Annotated in this window: 15 protein-coding genes; 7 read left to right on the top strand and 8 right to left on the bottom strand. The window is 67.9% G+C overall.

The annotated features are described in order from the left end of the window. The first annotated feature begins 76 nt into the window (after positions 1-76). The 3 genes from QH290_RS10170 to QH290_RS10160 are packed head-to-tail and all read left to right on the top strand — an operon-like array spanning position 77 to position 4,233. Entirely contained in the window at positions 77-1,729 is a 1,653-nt protein-coding gene (locus QH290_RS10170) for a GMC family oxidoreductase (protein WP_280269007.1), read from the top strand. A 27-nt stretch (positions 1,730-1,756) separates the two neighbouring features. Beyond that, complete coding sequence (locus QH290_RS10165; RefSeq protein ID WP_280382664.1) at positions 1,757-2,578, top strand: CbbQ/NirQ/NorQ/GpvN family protein; 822 nt, start codon at positions 1,757-1,759, stop codon at positions 2,576-2,578. Beyond that, a complete protein-coding gene (locus QH290_RS10160; protein WP_280382663.1) occupies positions 2,575-4,233 on the top strand; it encodes a nitric oxide reductase activation protein NorD in 1,659 nt (552 codons plus the stop codon). The genes QH290_RS10165 and QH290_RS10160 overlap by 4 nt, the downstream gene beginning before the upstream one ends. Positions 4,234-4,245: 12 nt before the next feature. Here the strand turns inward: QH290_RS10160 and QH290_RS10155 are convergent, their stop codons facing one another. Further along, positions 4,246-5,382, bottom strand: coding sequence for a spirocyclase AveC family protein (locus QH290_RS10155; RefSeq protein WP_280382662.1), 1,137 nt, complete (start codon positions 5,380-5,382; stop codon positions 4,246-4,248). A gap of 120 nt (positions 5,383-5,502) precedes the next feature. On the opposite strand from QH290_RS10155, the gene QH290_RS10150 reads away from it, so the two are divergent. Both QH290_RS10150 and QH290_RS10145 read left to right on the top strand, forming a co-directional pair. Then, entirely contained in the window at positions 5,503-5,988 is a 486-nt protein-coding gene (locus QH290_RS10150; RefSeq protein WP_280269011.1) for a MarR family winged helix-turn-helix transcriptional regulator, read from the top strand. Positions 5,989-6,004: 16 nt separating this feature from the next. After that, positions 6,005-6,652, top strand: a complete 648-nt coding sequence (locus QH290_RS10145) for a TetR/AcrR family transcriptional regulator (protein WP_280269012.1) — start codon at positions 6,005-6,007, stop codon at positions 6,650-6,652. 28 nt (positions 6,653-6,680) lie between these two features. Here QH290_RS10145 and QH290_RS10140 read toward each other — a convergent pair whose 3' ends face one another. From QH290_RS10140 to QH290_RS10110, 7 genes are all read right to left on the bottom strand, one after another. Beyond that, entirely contained in the window at positions 6,681-7,451 is a 771-nt protein-coding gene (locus QH290_RS10140; protein WP_280382661.1) for an SDR family oxidoreductase, read from the bottom strand. Positions 7,452-7,506: 55 nt separating this feature from the next. Beyond that, positions 7,507-8,268 (bottom strand): crotonase/enoyl-CoA hydratase family protein, encoded by a 762-nt coding sequence (locus QH290_RS10135; RefSeq protein WP_280269014.1) that lies wholly within the window; start codon positions 8,266-8,268, stop codon positions 7,507-7,509. A 5-nt stretch (positions 8,269-8,273) separates the two neighbouring features. Continuing rightward, positions 8,274-9,452 (bottom strand): thiolase family protein, encoded by a 1,179-nt coding sequence (locus QH290_RS10130; RefSeq protein WP_280382660.1) that lies wholly within the window; start codon positions 9,450-9,452, stop codon positions 8,274-8,276. Positions 9,453-9,562: 110 nt separating this feature from the next. Continuing rightward, the gene (locus tag QH290_RS10125) at positions 9,563-10,843 is read right to left on the bottom strand and encodes an NAD(P)/FAD-dependent oxidoreductase (RefSeq protein WP_280382659.1); all 1,281 of its coding nucleotides are present in this window, start codon (positions 10,841-10,843) and stop codon (positions 9,563-9,565) included. After that, positions 10,840-11,031, bottom strand: coding sequence for a rubredoxin (locus tag QH290_RS10120; protein ID WP_280382658.1), 192 nt, complete (start codon positions 11,029-11,031; stop codon positions 10,840-10,842). The genes QH290_RS10125 and QH290_RS10120 overlap by 4 nt, the downstream gene beginning before the upstream one ends. Positions 11,032-11,034: 3 nt before the next feature. After that, positions 11,035-11,883, bottom strand: coding sequence for a mycofactocin-coupled SDR family oxidoreductase (locus tag QH290_RS10115; protein WP_280382657.1), 849 nt, complete (start codon positions 11,881-11,883; stop codon positions 11,035-11,037). Positions 11,884-11,953: 70 nt separating this feature from the next. After that, positions 11,954-13,474 carry an aldehyde dehydrogenase family protein gene (locus tag QH290_RS10110; RefSeq protein WP_425303578.1) on the bottom strand — a complete coding sequence of 507 codons (1,521 nt, stop codon included), beginning with the start codon at positions 13,472-13,474 and terminating at the stop codon, positions 11,954-11,956. A 122-nt stretch (positions 13,475-13,596) separates the two neighbouring features. Between QH290_RS10110 and QH290_RS10105 the strand changes: the two genes are divergently transcribed. Beyond that, the gene (locus tag QH290_RS10105) at positions 13,597-14,817 is read left to right on the top strand and encodes a CaiB/BaiF CoA transferase family protein (RefSeq protein WP_280269020.1); all 1,221 of its coding nucleotides are present in this window, start codon (positions 13,597-13,599) and stop codon (positions 14,815-14,817) included. Positions 14,818-14,873: 56 nt separating this feature from the next. Then, the gene (locus QH290_RS10100) at positions 14,874-16,175 is read left to right on the top strand and encodes an amidohydrolase family protein (protein WP_280382655.1); all 1,302 of its coding nucleotides are present in this window, start codon (positions 14,874-14,876) and stop codon (positions 16,173-16,175) included. Positions 16,176-16,177 lie beyond the last annotated feature (2 nt).

The following is a 16,177-nucleotide window of genomic DNA, read 5'->3' as shown; positions in this document are numbered from 1 at the left end:
GCCGATCAGTGCTAGCGTCGAACAAGAATTTCATATTCTGAATTAACTCGCAGCGGTTCGGCAACGGAGGTCTCGGATGAAGCGGGCACGGATGGCCAGGGGTTCGGTCGGCCGGGCCCCCGCCGATTACGTCGTCGTGGGATCGGGCAGCGCCGGGGCGATCGTCGCCCGGCGCCTGGCCGACACCGGGGCGGCCGTCACCCTGATCGAGTCGGGGCGACAGCTTCGCGGACCACTCGTCACGGTCCCCGGAATGTGCGGAGCGATCCACGCGGTGACCCTGCTGCAGCGCCGCGTCACCTGGCCCGCGTACACGATCGCGCAGCGACATATGAACGGCCGCAAGCTTCCCCAGTCCCACGGGCGAGCGCTCGGGGGTGGCAGCGTGATCAACGGGATGGCGTTCGTGCGCGGAAACCGGCAGAACTACGACGACTGGGTGGCCGAGGGCGCCGTGGGTTGGGGGTTCTCCGACGTGCTCCCGTCCTTCCGGCGGCTGGAGAGCTTCGAGGACGGGCCCAGTGACCTGCGCGGCGGCGCCGGACCGATCACGGTGGAACGGGCTACGGGCCTGGCCCCGGTCACCGAGAGTTTCATGGCCGCGTTGTCGGCGACCACCGGCACCGAGCCGAACGACGACTACAACGGGAAGCAGCAGACCGGTGTGGCCGCATTGCAGCAGAGCGCGGGCGCGGGACGGCGAGTGGGCACCGATCGCGGGTATCTACGGGACGCCCCGCCCAATCTCGAAGTGGTGAGCGGTGTTACGGCAACCCGCGTGATCGTGCGCAACGGTCGCGCCGTCGGAGTGGAATTGGCGAGTGCGAACGGTCGCCCGATCGAGCCCGCGCGCGCCGATCGCGAGGTCGTAGTCAGTGCCGGGGCGCTCGGCTCGCCCCGGCTGTTGATGCTGTCGGGTATCGGCCACGCGGCGCACCTGCGCGAGCACGGGATCGCCGTGACAGCCGACCTCCCGGTCGGCGACAACCTGCACGATCATCTGTTCGTCCCGATTTCCTATCTCGCACCCGGCGGCCGCAGTGCATCACCGGTGACCTTCGCCGGGGCGATGGCCCGCGAGTGTCTGCGGCCGCGGTCGACACACCTGTCGCACACGCTGTTCGAAGCGGTCGCCTTCGTGCACAGCGGAGTGCGAACCCGCACCGACGTGCCCGATCTGCAGATGTTCATCCTCCCCATGAGTTATCCGGAGAACCAGGACGAGCCCGGACTTCACCTGGCCGCCGATCCGTCGCCGTCGCTGACGCTGCTGCCCACGATGATCTACCCCGAGAGCCGCGGAACGGTGCGGCTGGCGTCGACCGATCCCTTCACCGCCCCGCTGATCGACCCGAATTACCTGGCCGAACCGCGAGACCTGACGACGCTCGTCGCCGGGATGGAACTGGTCCGCGAGGCGGTAGCGCACGGCGCGGTCGCCCCGGAGGTGGGTCGCGAGGTGCTGCCCGGGTCCGGCCGGACCGGTGCGGACCTGGCAGAGTTCGTGCGCCGCAACGCATCCGGCGTCTACCATCCGGTCGGAACCTGCCGGATGGGCACCGACGAGCGCGCGGTAGTCGATCCCGAGCTGCGAGTACACGGCGTGGACGGACTACGCGTGGCCGACGCCTCGATCATGCCGCGCATCGTGGGTGGCAACACGAACGCCGCGGCAATGATGATCGGCGAGCGGGCAGCCGAGCTGATCATCGGCGAACGAACCTTCTGAGACCGTATCTTCGATCGGGGAATCGCTATGTCTACCAACGGATCCACTGTTCGCACCGCCGCCTCCGGGATGCCACCGTTCTACAAGGCCGTCAGCGATGAGGCGGAGGTCTTCCGCGCGGCATCCCGCCGTGGGCTGCCGGTTCTGCTGAAGGGCCCCACGGGATGTGGGAAGACGCGGTTCGTGGAGGCCATGGCGGCCGAGATCGGCCGGGAACTGATCACTGTGGCCGGGCATGAGGACCTGACCTCGGCGGATCTGGTCGGCCGTTTTCTGCTGCAGGGCGGTGAGACGGTATGGGTGGACGGGCCGTTGACGCGCGCCGTGCGCGATGGTGCCATCTTCTATCTGGACGAGGTGGTGGAGGCACGCCAGGACACGACCGTGGTGATCCATCCCCTCGCCGATCACCGCCGTGCGCTTCCGGTCGATCGCCTCGGCACGACCTTGCCCGCGGCGCCCGGGTTCCAACTCGTGATTTCCTACAATCCCGGCTATCAGAGCGTGCTGAAGAACCTCAAGGAATCCACGCGGCAGCGATTCATCGCGATCGAACTCGGATTCCCGCCTCCCGCAATCGAAACCGAGGTGGTCGCGCACGAGGCCGGGATCGATCTCGATACGGCCCGCGCACTGGTCACGCTGGGCAACGCGATCCGCACTCTGGATGGGTCACCGCTGCGGGAGGCGTCGTCCACGCGGATGCTGGTGCTCGCCGGGGGCCTGGTCGCGGAGGGTTTGAGCCTGCGCGGTGCCGTACGGTCCGCCGTCGTACAGGTGCTGTCCGACGATCACGACGTGGTCCGCGCCCTGGGCGAACTGGCCGACGCCGTCCTGCCGCGGCCATGACCGACGATCCGAACGGCCCGGACCGTTTCCGGTTGCTCGCCGCCTTCGTCGCCCGACGATCGGTCGAGGTCGCACAGGCACCGGCCGGGACGGCCGCGTACACCGACGGCCGGACCATCTTCGTCGCGGCCGACCGATCCGACGCCGAGCAGCGCAGCGAACTGCTGGTGCAGGCCGCGCTGCTCGGCGCGGGAAGCCTGGCACCGCGTTTGGTGAAGGGGTTGCGGAGGCGTCCGTCGGTGGCGCATCGCTACCTGTCCCTCGAAGGGCGGCGGGTGCTCGCCGAACTCGCCGACCGGGTCCCCCTCGCCGCCGCGCTGTGCTCGGACAGCGCAGTGGAGACCGCGACGGCCGACGAGTCGCTCGCCATGGCCCGAGCGCGCGGACCGGTCGTCGAGCCGCCGGAGTGGTTCGGCGTCATCAGGCCCTCCCGCCTGCTCACGCCGGGCACGCGCACGACCGGGGAACTTCGCCCGGCGTTCGCGCCGCGGCACGTATCCGCGGCCGATGGCGGCGATGCCGAGCGGTCAGGGGACGCCACGATCGGAAGACTGTTCGACAACCCGCTGTTCAGGTCGCGGCCCCTGGGAGGCTTCTTCCGCAAACAGCTCGGCAGCACGCGCGCGTCCGTGGGCGGGCCCGCCGGTGCCGAGTCACCGATGCGTCGCGTGCGCGGGAAACCGGCTCGGTCGCGACCCACGCGGATTCGGTTCACCGACGGCGGCATGACCGGTCCCGCCGTCGGAATGGCCGACACCTTCTACCCGGAGTGGGATGTCCGGCAGCACCGGTACCGTCCCGAGTGGTGCCGGGTGATCCACTCGCCGCTCACCACCGACGGCGATATCAGCGACACCGGTGTCGCCCCGGACGATGTGCTGCGCCGACGCCTGGCCCGAGTCGGCTTGGGCCCCAAGGCACTCCGCGGCCGTCCCGAGGGCGACGAGTTCGACCTCGAGGCCCTCATCGACCTGTTCGTCGATCTGCGCTCGGGTTGTTCGCCACCGGAAAACATCTACCGGGAACATCGCAAGACCGCACGCGATCTCGCGGTCCTCGTCCTGCTCGATGCGTCCGGCTCGGCCACCGGGCCCGGACCCGAGGGCCGCACCGTGCACGACAACCAGTGCCGCGCCGCCGCCACGCTCGCCGTCACCCTCGAAGAACTCGGCGATCGCGTCGCCGTACACGCCTTCCGGTCACACGGCCGCCATGCGGTCCATCTCCACGCGATCAAAACATTCGAACAGCGTTTCGGCGCCGTCGGACGAGCACGGTTGAATCGGCTCCGCCCCTCGGGCTACACCCGCTTGGGCGCGGGCCTCCGAGGTGCGGGCGAAATCCTCAAAACCCAAGCGGGAACACAGAACAGGCTACTACTCCTGCTCTCCGACGGGCTCCCCTACGACGGTGGCTACGAGGGACACTACGCCGAGGCCGATGCCCGCAGGGCGCTCGAGGAACTCCGCTCGGACGGCGTCGGATGCCTGTGCCTGTCGCTCGGCGCCGACACCGACGCCGTCGCACTGGACCGCGTCTTCGGCTCCACCGGCCACGCCGACGCCGCCACACTCGCCGAGCTGAGCCCCCGCATGGACGAACTGTTCGTGTCGTGCCTGCGGGAACTCAGCGCGCCGAAACCCGTGCGCGGATGACACGCGGGCCGATCAGGAGGCCGGATCGCAGCGCTGGGACTCCCGATCGATGTCGACGGGACGGCCGTCGGGCTGTCCGATCTGCCATGTGCTCGCCGCTCCGGCGGTGAACGGGCCAGGGGCGCCCTGGGATTCGTAATACCCGCGCGGATCCCATGTCTTCGCCGTCGGGTAGGGCCACGGGCAGGCGACGGTCGAAGCCGCGCCGGTCGCGCGCACCACCCAGAACGACGTACTGAAACCGAACATCGCGATATTCAGGGCTACCGCCATGACCAGGAAGGTGGCCAGCTTGGGATGGCGGCCGTGGAACCCGAACCGCCGGGCGATCTTCTCCGCCTGCGAGCGCCCGGTGTCGTCCCGATAGAGCAGCAGCGAGGCCGGAATCATCACGATCGTGATCAGCACGCTGGCCATCAGCATCGGGAATTGGCTGTTCTTGCCCGCATCCAGGGTGCCGAACTCGATGACGTGCGAGTAGGTCAGGAACTGGGTGCGCACCAGGAACACCTCTTGCGCGGCGTCCCAGATCACGCCGCAGACGAACGTCAGCACCGCCAGGGAAATCAAGGGGTGGCGCGAGACGAACGCGTCCGGCCGTCGGCGCCGCTGCAGGACGCGCAGGATCGGCAGCGACACGAAGTACGGGAGCAGGATGTAGGGCGCGTAGACGAACGAGGTCAGCGGCTCGATGATCGGAGATATGTTGAGCCACGGCCAATCCCGAGGGAAATGCCAGAGCCGTGGGTTGTACACCAGACCGATCGCCCAATTGTTGTACGGGTCGAGCCACAGCAGTGTGCTGGAGGCGATCACCATCAAGATCACCGGATGCCCGGGGTGGCGCCGCCAGACCCGGACCGAAACGAAAACGGTGGCGACGAACAGGACGAGGGCCGCGACCTGTCCCACTGTGACCCAGTCGATTCCGGACAGCAGCGGCTCGACGGGCAGCGGTGTGTCCGCTCCGTTCGGATTGCGGTTGTCCGGCGACGCCGGTCCGTGCTTCTCCGAAGTCGCCAGAATGACGACGGTCGAGATTGCGGCGACGGCCCAGCAGGCGAAGACCTTCCACGACCGGGCCAGCCGCGGTCTCTCGGCGTTGTGGTCGACGGTTGTCGGGTTCCGAACTGGTTCTGACGACTTCATGGCACTCCATGCCGATCACCGCGGCGCATCGCGCGCGAGACGACTCTCGCCTCAGAGTGCAGGGTAGTCCATATAGTTCAGATAATGAACAGTTTGGAGAATGTAGTATCGTGAGAATTCGTGACGGATACGATTGGCGCTGCCGACGACGGGGACATTGTCGAGTTCCTCGGCGCCGTAACAGATGTCCGGCGGATGATTTCGAACGTGACGCTGCCGGTGGCCCGCCGGCGCGGGCTCTCCGAACGCGCGTTGGGCATCATCGTCCTCGTCTACGCCGGCCTCGACCGCCCGGGACTGCTGGTCGAATTCCTCAACGTACTGCCGAGCACGGTGTCGTCGGATGTCAACAAGCTCGTCGAGGCCGGGTTGCTGCGGCGCAGGTTGTCTCCCGCCGATCGCCGGGTGAGCAGGCTGGAGGTAACCCGCAAAGGCATTGCCGCACAACAGGAATCACTGCGACAGCTGCACGCGTACTTTCGCGCCAGAGCCGCCGGCGTGTCGCTCGACGAGCTGCATGCCTGCATCGCGACACTCCGGAAGCTCAGCGGCGAACCACAGCCGTCCGTTCCGAATCCTTTGCGCCGGGAAGGAACGGCCGACTGATAGAAGTTGAGTCCCGATGCCAGCAGAGAACCCCTGTGACGATTCAGGAGACGGCGACCCACGCAAGCTGCGCTCCCGGGCGAGGTTGCTCGATGCCGCGGTCGCCCTCCTGAAATCGGAGGGCGTGGAAGGGGTGACGGTCGATGCCGTTACCACCCTGTCCAAGGTGGCACGGACGACCCTCTATCGACATTTCGGCAGCGCGATGCAGCTGCGCGCCGCGGCGCTGGAATGCCTCCTGCCAGCGCCACAGCCACCCACTGCGGTCGGCTCGCTGCGCGATCGACTGATCGAGCTGACGCACCGGCAGGCGGTGTTCATCGACGAGACTCCGCAGCACACGGCGGCACTGGCCTGGCTCACGAACGCGGGCACCTGCGGAAACGGCGCCGGGCCGCATGACGTATGGCTGCGACAGCGCGTCGTGGAACAGTACCGTCAGCCGTTCGACGAACTGTTCGGCAGCGCGGCCGCGCGCGACGCGCTCGGCGACTTCGACACGACCGCTGCGTTGGCACAGCTTGTCGGCCCCCTGGTATTCCTCAGGATCACCGGCCTCGGCCGAAACACTCGCGCCTTCTGCGCCCAGCTCGTCGACGACTTCCTGAGCGCACGGTCCGCCGCCGCGACGACCGGGACCGGCGCCGCACAGCTACCGGCATGACGGTCGTCGCGGCCGACCCGCCGTCGAATCAGCGCGGCTGGAATCGCTGTGCGCCGTCGATGCGCACGACTTCGCCGTTGATGTAAGGGTTTTCGAGCAGATGCTGCGCCAGCGCCGCGTACTCGTCGGGTGCGCCGAGGCGCTTCGGGAAGGGCACGGACGCGGCGAACTTCGCGAGCTTCTCCTCGCCGAGGAAATCCATGAGCGGCGTGTGGATGGTGCCCGGCGCGATGCTGTTCAACCGGATTCCCACCGAGCTGAGGTCGCGGGCGCCGGACAGCGTCAGGGCGATCACCCCGCCCTTGGCCGCCGAGTAGGCCGACTGGCCGATCTGGCCCTCGTATCCGGCGATCGAGCTCGTCATCACGATCGCGCCGCGTTCCCCGTTGGGCTTGGGGTCCAGTTTCGCGATCTTCGCGCCCGCCAGCCGCAGCACGTTGTAGGTGCCGGTGAGGTACAGGGCGATGGTGTCGGTGAAACCCTTCAGCGTGGCCGGGCTGCCGTCACGGTTGACGACCCGCTCCAGGACACCGAAACCGCCGTGGGCGATCACCACGTTGCGCAGCGCTCCCAGCTCGTCCGCCTTCGCGAACGCGGTGTCGATGGTCGCGTCGTCCAGCACGTCGGTGCGCACATAGGCGACCTTGTTGCCGAGCTCGTCGGCCAGGGCGGTGGCCTTGTCATCGTTGACATCGGCGATGACGACGGCGGCTCCGGCGCCGTGCAACCGCCGCACGGTGGCCTCGCCCAATCCCCCGGCCCCGCCGGTCACCAGCACTACTTCACCTTCGAACGACACAGCGTCTCCTTGATCTCGGGTTGATGGTCATGATGGGCGCGCGAAACGAAAACGCTTACGCGCCCGTCCATTTGGGGCTGCGCTTCTCGGCGAAAGCCTGCGCGCCCTCCTGGGCGTCCTTCGACTGGAATACCGGAATGATGAGTTCAAGCTGCTTCTGCCACATCTCGCCGGAGGTCCAGTCGCTGGACTTGACGATGATTTCCTTGGTCTTGGCGACGGCGAGGGGTCCGTTCGCCGTGATCCGCTCGGCCAGTGCCAGCGCCTCCTCGAGCGCCCTGCCCGGCTCGGTGAGCACGTTCACCAGGCCGTAGCCCGCCGCGTCCTCGGCCGTGAAATTGTCCCCGGTCAGGGCGAGTTCGAGTGCCTTCTGATGCGGGATGCGGTGTTGCAGCCGCAACAACCCGCCACCGGCGGCGACGAGTCCGCGCTTGACTTCCGGGATACCGAACTGCGCGGACTTCGACGCCACGATCAGATCGGTCGCCAGCACCAATTCCGTGCCGCCCGCCAGCGCGTACCCCTCGACCGCGGCGATGATCGGCTTGACCGGTGGCTTCTCGGTGAACCCGAGACCCCGCCCCGGCACGATGACGATCTCTCCCGCCACGAAGGCCTTCAAATCCATTCCCGCGCAGAAGTTTCCGTCGGCGCCGGTGAGCACGGCGACCGAGAGTTCGGGACTCTCGTCGAGCTCGTCGATCGCATCGGCCAGCCCCTGGCTGACCGCGGTGTTGATCGCGTTCCGCGCCTCCGGCCGGTTGATCGTGATCACCAGGGTGCGCCCGCGGCGTTCCCGCAGTACTTCATCCGACATCGCGATCAGACCTCCACCACGAGCGCGCCGCCCTGACCGCCACCGGCGCACATCGCCGCCACGCCGATACCGCCACCGCGCCGTCGCAGTTCGTACAGCAGGGTCGTCACCATCCGCGCACCGGAGGCCGAGATCGGGTGTCCGAGACTGCATCCGCTGCCCGAGAAGTTCACCAGTTCCTCGTCCAATCCGTGCTCCCGGCACGCGGCGATCGGCACCGACGCGAACGCCTCGTTGATCTCCCACAGCGCGACATCGGCGGGCTTCAGCCCCGCGCGATCCAGGATCTTGCCGATCACCTTCCCGGCCGCGAGCCCGTTGTCCGCCGGTGTGACGGCGGTATTGGCCCAGGCCCGCACCGTACCCAGCACCTCGAGTCCTTCGGCCGCGGCGTAGTCGTCGCCGACGAGCGCGACCGCCGCGGCGGCGTCGTTGATGCCGCTGCTGTTGCCCGCCGTGATCGAGAAACCCTCGATTTCGGGGTGCAGTACGGGCAAGGACGCCAGCCGCTCCAAAGTGGTGTCCCGGCGCGGGAATTCGTCGACGGCGAAGTCGCGCACCGAGCCGTCGAGTTGCTGGATCTTCATCGGGACGATCTCGTCGGCGAACTTCCCCGCATCGATCGCGGCGATGGCGCGCTGATGCGAGCGCAGCGCCCACGCATCCATCTCGGCGCGGCTGATCCCGGTCTTCTTCGCGGTGTTCCAGCCGACGGTGATCGCCATATCGAGGGTGGGCGCGTCCGGCGTCTCCGGATGCGACGGCGGCATCCACGGCTCGACGAACTCCGGCTCGGCCTTGCCGGGCACCCGCCATTTCATCAGCGGTGCGGTCGACAGGGACTGCACGCCACCGGCGACGATCACCCGCTCCATCCCCGAGACGATGTGCGCGGCACCGTTGGCGATCGCGGTGAGGCTGCCCGTACAGTGCCGATTCACCGCCTGCCCCGGCACGCTCTCCATACCGGCCGCCACCGCGGCATGCCGTGCCAGATCGCCGCCGCCGTAGTTCAATTCGGCGAGAATGACGTCGTCGACGGCCGACGGATCGATCCCCGCCCGGCGGATCGCCTCGGGCAGGATCGTGGTCGCCAATGTTTCCGAGGGCACATCGGCGAGCGCCCCTTTGAATGATCGTCCGATCGCGGTCCTGACTGCGCCGACGATGACGGGTTTGGCCATAGTTCTCAACCTCTGAGCTGTCCAGCCACGCCCCGGGCGCAGCTTCCTCATGCGACTTTACAACATACAGTATGGCATACAGTATTATCTGCCAGCGACGTTCGCGAGTGTCATTCCGGTGCGGCCGCCACCGACGACGCACCGAATCGTTCTGGCGCGGTGCTCATTTCGACGAGATCGATGCCGTCACCGGCGAGCAGTTCCCGCGGCAGGAACGGCCCGTCCTTGATCAGCGACCGGGCCGCCCGGACATCGCGCGGCCGACCCGCACCGATGACGCCCACGAGGCGATCGGCGTCGAGACTCAGAGCGAGGAAATCACCGTCGATGTCTCCGTACACCATCAGCTCGGTCCCGCGCCCCGGCCAGCCCGAGATCTGCAGGGTCCGGCCGAATTGCGTGGTCCAGCACCAAGGCACCTCTTCGTAGGGCTCGGACCCGCCGAGCACACCGCGCGCGGCCGCGGCGCCGTGTGCCTGGGCGTGACTCCAGTGCTCGACGCGCTGCGTGCCGCCGAGGATCCGGTTCGGGAAGCGCGCGACATCGCCCGCGGCATAGATGCCGGGGGCCGAGGTGGCACAGCGCTCGTCGACGACGATACCGTCGGCGACCGCCAGGCCCGCCCGCTCGCCCAGTTCGTCGTTGGGCGTCATACCCACCGCGACGACCACGGCATCGGCGATCCACACCCGCCCGTCGGCGGCGGTCAGCCGGGTCCGGCCGTGCGAATCGGTCACCTCGGCCAGCCGCACCCCGGTCTGCACCACCACTCCGCGTTCGCGGTGCATCCGATCACATGCCGCGGAGATCGGTTCGGGCAGTACACGTTCGAGAATGCGCCCGCTCGCCTCGAGGACCGTGACGTCGGCGCCGAGGCCCCGCGCCGACGCCGCCACCTCCATGCCCACCAGTCCCCCGCCGATGATCACCAGCGAGGGCACGTCACCACCGGACGCCGCCGCTTCCAGCACGGCGCGCAGCGGGCCGACGTCGTGCATATGGCGCAGACAGTGCCCGTCGTCGAGCAGCGGACTCAGGCGGCGCGGCCGACCGCCGGTCGCCAGGATCAGCGCGTCGAACGACAGCTCGTTCCCGTCGTCGAATTCCACCCGGGCATCAGCCGCATCGACGGCACGCACGGACGTCCCGGCACGAAGATCGATGTCCTTACCCGCCCAGAACTCCACCGGCCGCAGGAGCGCCTTGTCGGCACCGGCAGCACCGGACAGTAGTTCCTTCGACACCATCGGACGCCGATACGGCGACGACGGATCGTCCCCGGCCATGACGATCGATCCCGCGAAACCGTTCTTGCGCAACGTTTCCGCGGCGGTGGCTCCGGCGATTCCGGTGCCCACGATCACGACGCGACCGTCGGGCGCGACCGTCACCGCGGCACCTCCACCATCTCGAAATCGGACTTCTCGGCGCCGCAGTCCGGGCAGGTCCAGTCGTCGGGAATATCGTCCCACCGGGTGCCGGGCTCGATGCCGTCCTCGGGCCACCCCTTTTTCTCGTCGTATTCGAATCCGCAGATCACGCAGCGAAACAGCTTGTACGCGGTCGTGGTCTCGTTCATCGCTCACTTCCCCCACGGCACGGCCTTGACGAAACCGCCCGCGTCCACTCGTAATTGGCTGCCGGTGATGTAGCGCGACTCGTCACCGGCAAGGAAGACAACGAGATCGGAGACGTCCTGCGGTTCGATATACGGGACGGGCATGGCCTGCATCGCCGGGAACGCCACCTCGGCCTCCTCCCGGGTCGGCGATTCCTTGTCGGGGCGGAATACCCTGTACATGCCCTCGTTGTGCAGCATGTCGGTGTTCACGTTGGTCGGGTGCACCGCGTTGATCCGGATCGACTGCTTCGCGAGCTGGATCGACAGGTCGTTGACGTAGTGCGCGACAATCTGTTTCGCGAGGCTGTACGCGGAGCCGCCCGGGCCCTGCTTGGTGGAACTGCCGAGCTGGGCGGCCAGCGAGCCGGTCGCGATGATGGAGGCTCCCGCGCTCAGATGCGGCAGGCTGGCCTGGACGACGTTGAACACTCCGACCAGGTCGGTATCGATGGTGTCCGACCACGACCGCAGGGTCTGCCCCTTCCCCATCGGGGCGATCCCGGCATTCGCGACCACGATATCCAGCCCACCGAGCGCCTCGACACCTGCCGCGATCGCGCTCCAGACCGCGCCGCGCTCCCGCACGTCCACGACCGCCGGATGGGCACGGACGCCTTCCTTCTCGACCAGCCGTGCCGTCTCCTCGAGATCCTCCGGACGGGCCAGCGGATAGGTGTTGCCTTCCAGGTCGGCGCAGATATCCAAGGCGATGATGCTCGCGCCCTCGGCCGCGAGATTGACCGCGTGCGACCGTCCCTGCCCGCGCGCGGCGCCCGAGATCACCGCGACCTTGTTGTCCAATTTCCCCACGGGTGGAACCCTTTCCGTCGTTCAGTGGTAGGCCCGTCGTTCCCCGAGAGGCGGACGTGCCGCGAATTGTTCAGTGCTGCCGTGGAATTCGGCAGCCGATGGTTTTGGTCTCCAGGTACTGCCGGAAACCTTCCAGACCGCACTGGCGGCCGACACCGCTGTTCTTGTAGCCGCCGAACGGAGCGTCGGCGCCGTAGAACATGCCGCCGTTGACACCCACGGTCCCGGTCCGGATGCGGCGCGCGATCCCCATGCCCCGGTCCGTCGACGCCGACAGCACCGCGCCCGCCAGCCCGTAGGCGCTGTCGTTGGCGATGCGCACGGCCTCCTCGTCGTCGGAGAACGGGATCATCACCAGGACCGGGCCGAAGATCTCCTCCTGGGCGATCGGCAGGCTCGGATCGTCGCAGACGAACACCGTCGGCTGGACGTAGTGGCCACCGGCCAGTTCGGGTGGCAGAACCGGTACCGCACCGCCGCCGTTGACCGGGCGCGCACCGGCCGCGGTCGCCCGTCGGCACGCATCGAGCACCCGCTCCCGCTGGGCGGCGCTGATCACCGGCCCCACCAGGGTGCCCGGCAGTGCCGGATCGCCCACCGGCACCGCGTCGAACGCCGCCGCCACGCTCGCGACCATCTCGTCGAATCGTGAGCGGTGCACCAGCATCCGGCTGGTGGCAGCGCATGCCTGGCCCGCATGGACACATACACTGACCGCGCTGCGCAAGGCGGCCGCCGGGTCGGCATCCTCCAGGACGATCAGCGCCGATTTCCCCCCGAGTTCGAGGAATGTCCGCTTCATCGTGTCGGCGCCCAGCCGCATCAACGTGCGCCCGACCGCGGTCGACCCGGTGAAGGAGATCATGTCCACCCGCGAATCGGTCGCCAGCAGTCCGGCGACCTCGTTCGACGGCGTGGGAACGACATTCACGACACCCGGCGGAATGTCGGTGTGCTCTGCGATCATGCGCCCGAGCCGCGTGGCATTCCACGGGGTATTCGGATCCGGCTTGAGCACCACCGTATTTCCCGCCGCCAGCGCCGGACCCAGTTTGTTGAGCACGACCTCGAGCGGAAAGTTCGACGGGCAGATCGCCGCGACCACACCCACCGGCTCCTGCAGCACGGTGCGCACATTGCGCTCACCGAACAGGGCACCCGCCGGAAGTACCCGCTCCCAGTCGAATTCGTCGATCAGCCGGGACGGATAGCGCAGCGACTCGGTCAGCGGCCAGTCCAGTTGCGCGTTGCGCAGCGTCATCGCCGGGCACCCGGCCTCCGCGACGAGTTCCTCCCCGAGCTCGTGCTTTTCGGCTTCGAGGGCCTGCTGCAGCTGCGCCAGGCAACGCTGTCGCAGCACGCGGTTCGTCGACCAATCGCTGTCGTCGAACGCCCGCCGCGCCGCCGCGATCGCCCGCAGCATATCTTCCGGGCCCGCCGCGGCCGTGCTGCCGAGTACCGCCCCGGTCGCAGGACCGAGATTGTCGAATCCGGCACCGGAGGCCGCCGCGACCAGCTCTCCGCCGATCAGCATCCGGAATTCCGCTCGCTCGGCAGCCCGGCGGCCCAATTCCACACTGGGAGCCGACATTTCGCCGACCAATTCGCTCACAGCTACTCCTGCTCGTCCGGAGAACTTCCTGGATGACTAACTGTAACCATTACCGTATAGTACTTCAAGATGGGTGAGCGATCGCAGGAAAGGGAGCACCTATGTCGGGTTTGCTCAATGGCGTCCGGGTAGTCGAACTGGCGTCCTGGACGTACGTGCCGTGCGCCGGTGCCGCACTGGCGGATTGGGGCGCGGACGTCGTCAAGGTCGAGGACACCCAGGGCGGCGATCCGTGTCGCTACCTGGTGGTCGGCGGCCTGGATCCGGCACAGTCACCGGTGCGGGCCAACTTCATGATGGAACTCGGCAACCACGGCAAGCGCAGCATCGGCGTGGATATCAAGTCCGAGCGCGGGCGCGAGATCATCGGCAAGTTGATCGCGAACGCGGATGTGTTCCTGACCAACTGGTTACCGGCGCCCCTCGAACGAGCCGGGCTGACGGTCGAGCGGATCCGGGAGTTCAACCCGAATGTGATCATCGCCCGCGGCAGCGGCCACGGCAGCCGGGGGCCCGAACGCGACCGCGGCGGGTTCGACGCCGCGAGCTACCTGGCCCGGGCCGGTGTCGCCTACGCCCTGACCCCGCCGGACGTCGAGTTCCCCGTGACGCAGACTCCCGCGTTCGGCGACCTGCAGGGCGGGATCACGCTGGCCGGGGGCATCGCGACGGCGCTGTTTCACCGCGAGCGCACCGGGCACGCCGCGCTGGTCGACAGTTCGCTGCTGGCCCAGGGCATGTGGGCCGTCGCGCCCGATATCGCGGCCGCCGACTACTACGGCATCGACCGTATTCCCGCCGGTAGCGCGGGTACCGCGCTCAATCCGGCGGTCAACCGCTACAAGACCCGGGACGGACGCTGGGTGCAGCTGATGCTGTTGCAGACCGACCGGTTCTGGCAGGGCTTCTGCGAACGCATCGGCCGCGGCGACCTCGCCACCGACGAGCGGTTCGTCCCGCTGGCGAATCTGGTCGCCAACGCCGAGGCCGCCACGGCCGAACTGCGCAGGACCTTCGCCGAGCGCGATCTGGCCGAGTGGCAGAAGGTCCTCGCCGACGAACCCGCCGTCTGGTCCACCCTGGCCAGCCCGCAGGAGGTCCTCGCCGACCCGCAGGTGGCCGCCAACGGTTATCTGATGTCGCTGACCGACGATCGCGGCAAAACCTACCGGACGGTCAGCGCCCCTGTGCAATTCGACGAGACCCCGGCCGCGCCGAGCCGCGCACCGGAGCACGGCGAACACACCGAGACCATCCTGCTCGAACTGGGCCTGGAGTGGGACGACATCGTCGCCGCCAAGGACGCGGGCGCCGTCCTCTGACGCCATCACCTATATTGTAAGGCATACTGTATATCTCTCTCCAAAGGAGCGCGGTCGTGGATATGAACGACATGATCCTGATCAGCGTCGATGACCACATCATCGAACCGCCGGACATGTTCAAGAACCGACTACCGAAGAAGTACGCCGACGACGCGCCGCGGCTGGTACACACCGACGACGGCGCCGACGTGTGGAAGTTCCGGGAGAAGGTGGTTCCCAACGTCGCGCTCAACGCCGTCGCGGGACGGCCGAAGAACGAGTACGGCCTCGAACCCGAAGGGCTGGACGAGATCCGGCCCGGCTGCTACGACGTCGACGAGCGCGTCAAGGACATGAACGCCGGGGGCATTCTGGCGTCGATGAATTTCCCGTCGTTCCCCGGCTTCGCCGCCAGCCTGTTCGCCACCGAGGATCCCGAGTTCTCCGCGGCCTTGGTCCGGGCCTACAACGACTGGCATATCGATGAGTGGTGCGGCGCCTACCCCGGGCGCTTCATTCCGATGGCGCTGCCGGTGATCTGGGACGCCGAAGCCTCGGCCGCCGAGGTGCGCCGCTGCGCGGAGAAGGGCGTGCACTCGCTGACGTTCTCGGAGAATCCCGCGGCCCTGGGCTACCCCAGTTTCCATGACCCCTACTGGAATCCGCTGTGGCAGGCGCTGGTCGACACCGACACGGTGTGCAGCGTCCACATCGGATCCTCCGGACGGCTGTCGATTCCCGCGGTCGACTCGCCGCCGGACGTGATGATCACCCTGCAACCGATGAATATCGTGCAGGCCGCCGCCGACCTGCTGTGGTCGCGCCCGATCAAGGACTACCCCGACCTGAAGATCGCACTGTCCGAGGGCGGCACGGGCTGGATTCCGTACTTCCTGGAGCGCGTGGATCGCACGTTCGAGATGCATTCGGCATGGACCCTGCAGGACTTCGGCGGCAAGCTGCCGTCGGAGGTCTTCCGGGAGCACTTCCTGACCTGTTTCATCAGCGATCCGATCGGCGTCCGGCTGCGCAACGAGATCGGCGTCGACAACATCTCGTGGGAGGCCGACTACCCGCACAGCGACTCGATGTGGCCGGACGCGCCGGAGACACTGCACGACGTGCTGCAACGCGAGCAGGTGCCCGACGACGAGATCGACAAGATGACGCACCTGAACGCGATGCGCTGGTACTCCTTCGACCCCTTCGCGCATGTGCCACGCGAGAAGGCCACCGTCGGGGCGCTGCGCGCCGCGGCCGCGGGCCACGACGTCACCGTCCAGGCGCGCAGCCACCGGTCCACCTCCGCGGAGGACAAGCTGCGGCAGTTCCAGGCCCAGATCAAGGCGGCCACCGCCCAGAACACCGGAAGCTGAGG

The sequence above is a fragment of the Nocardia wallacei genome (assembly GCF_029869545.1).
GTDB classification, from domain to species: Bacteria; Actinomycetota; Actinomycetes; order Mycobacteriales; family Mycobacteriaceae; genus Nocardia; species Nocardia wallacei_A.
The sequence above is the reverse complement of the archived record's forward strand: the minus strand, read 5'-3'. Positions and strand labels throughout refer to the sequence as shown.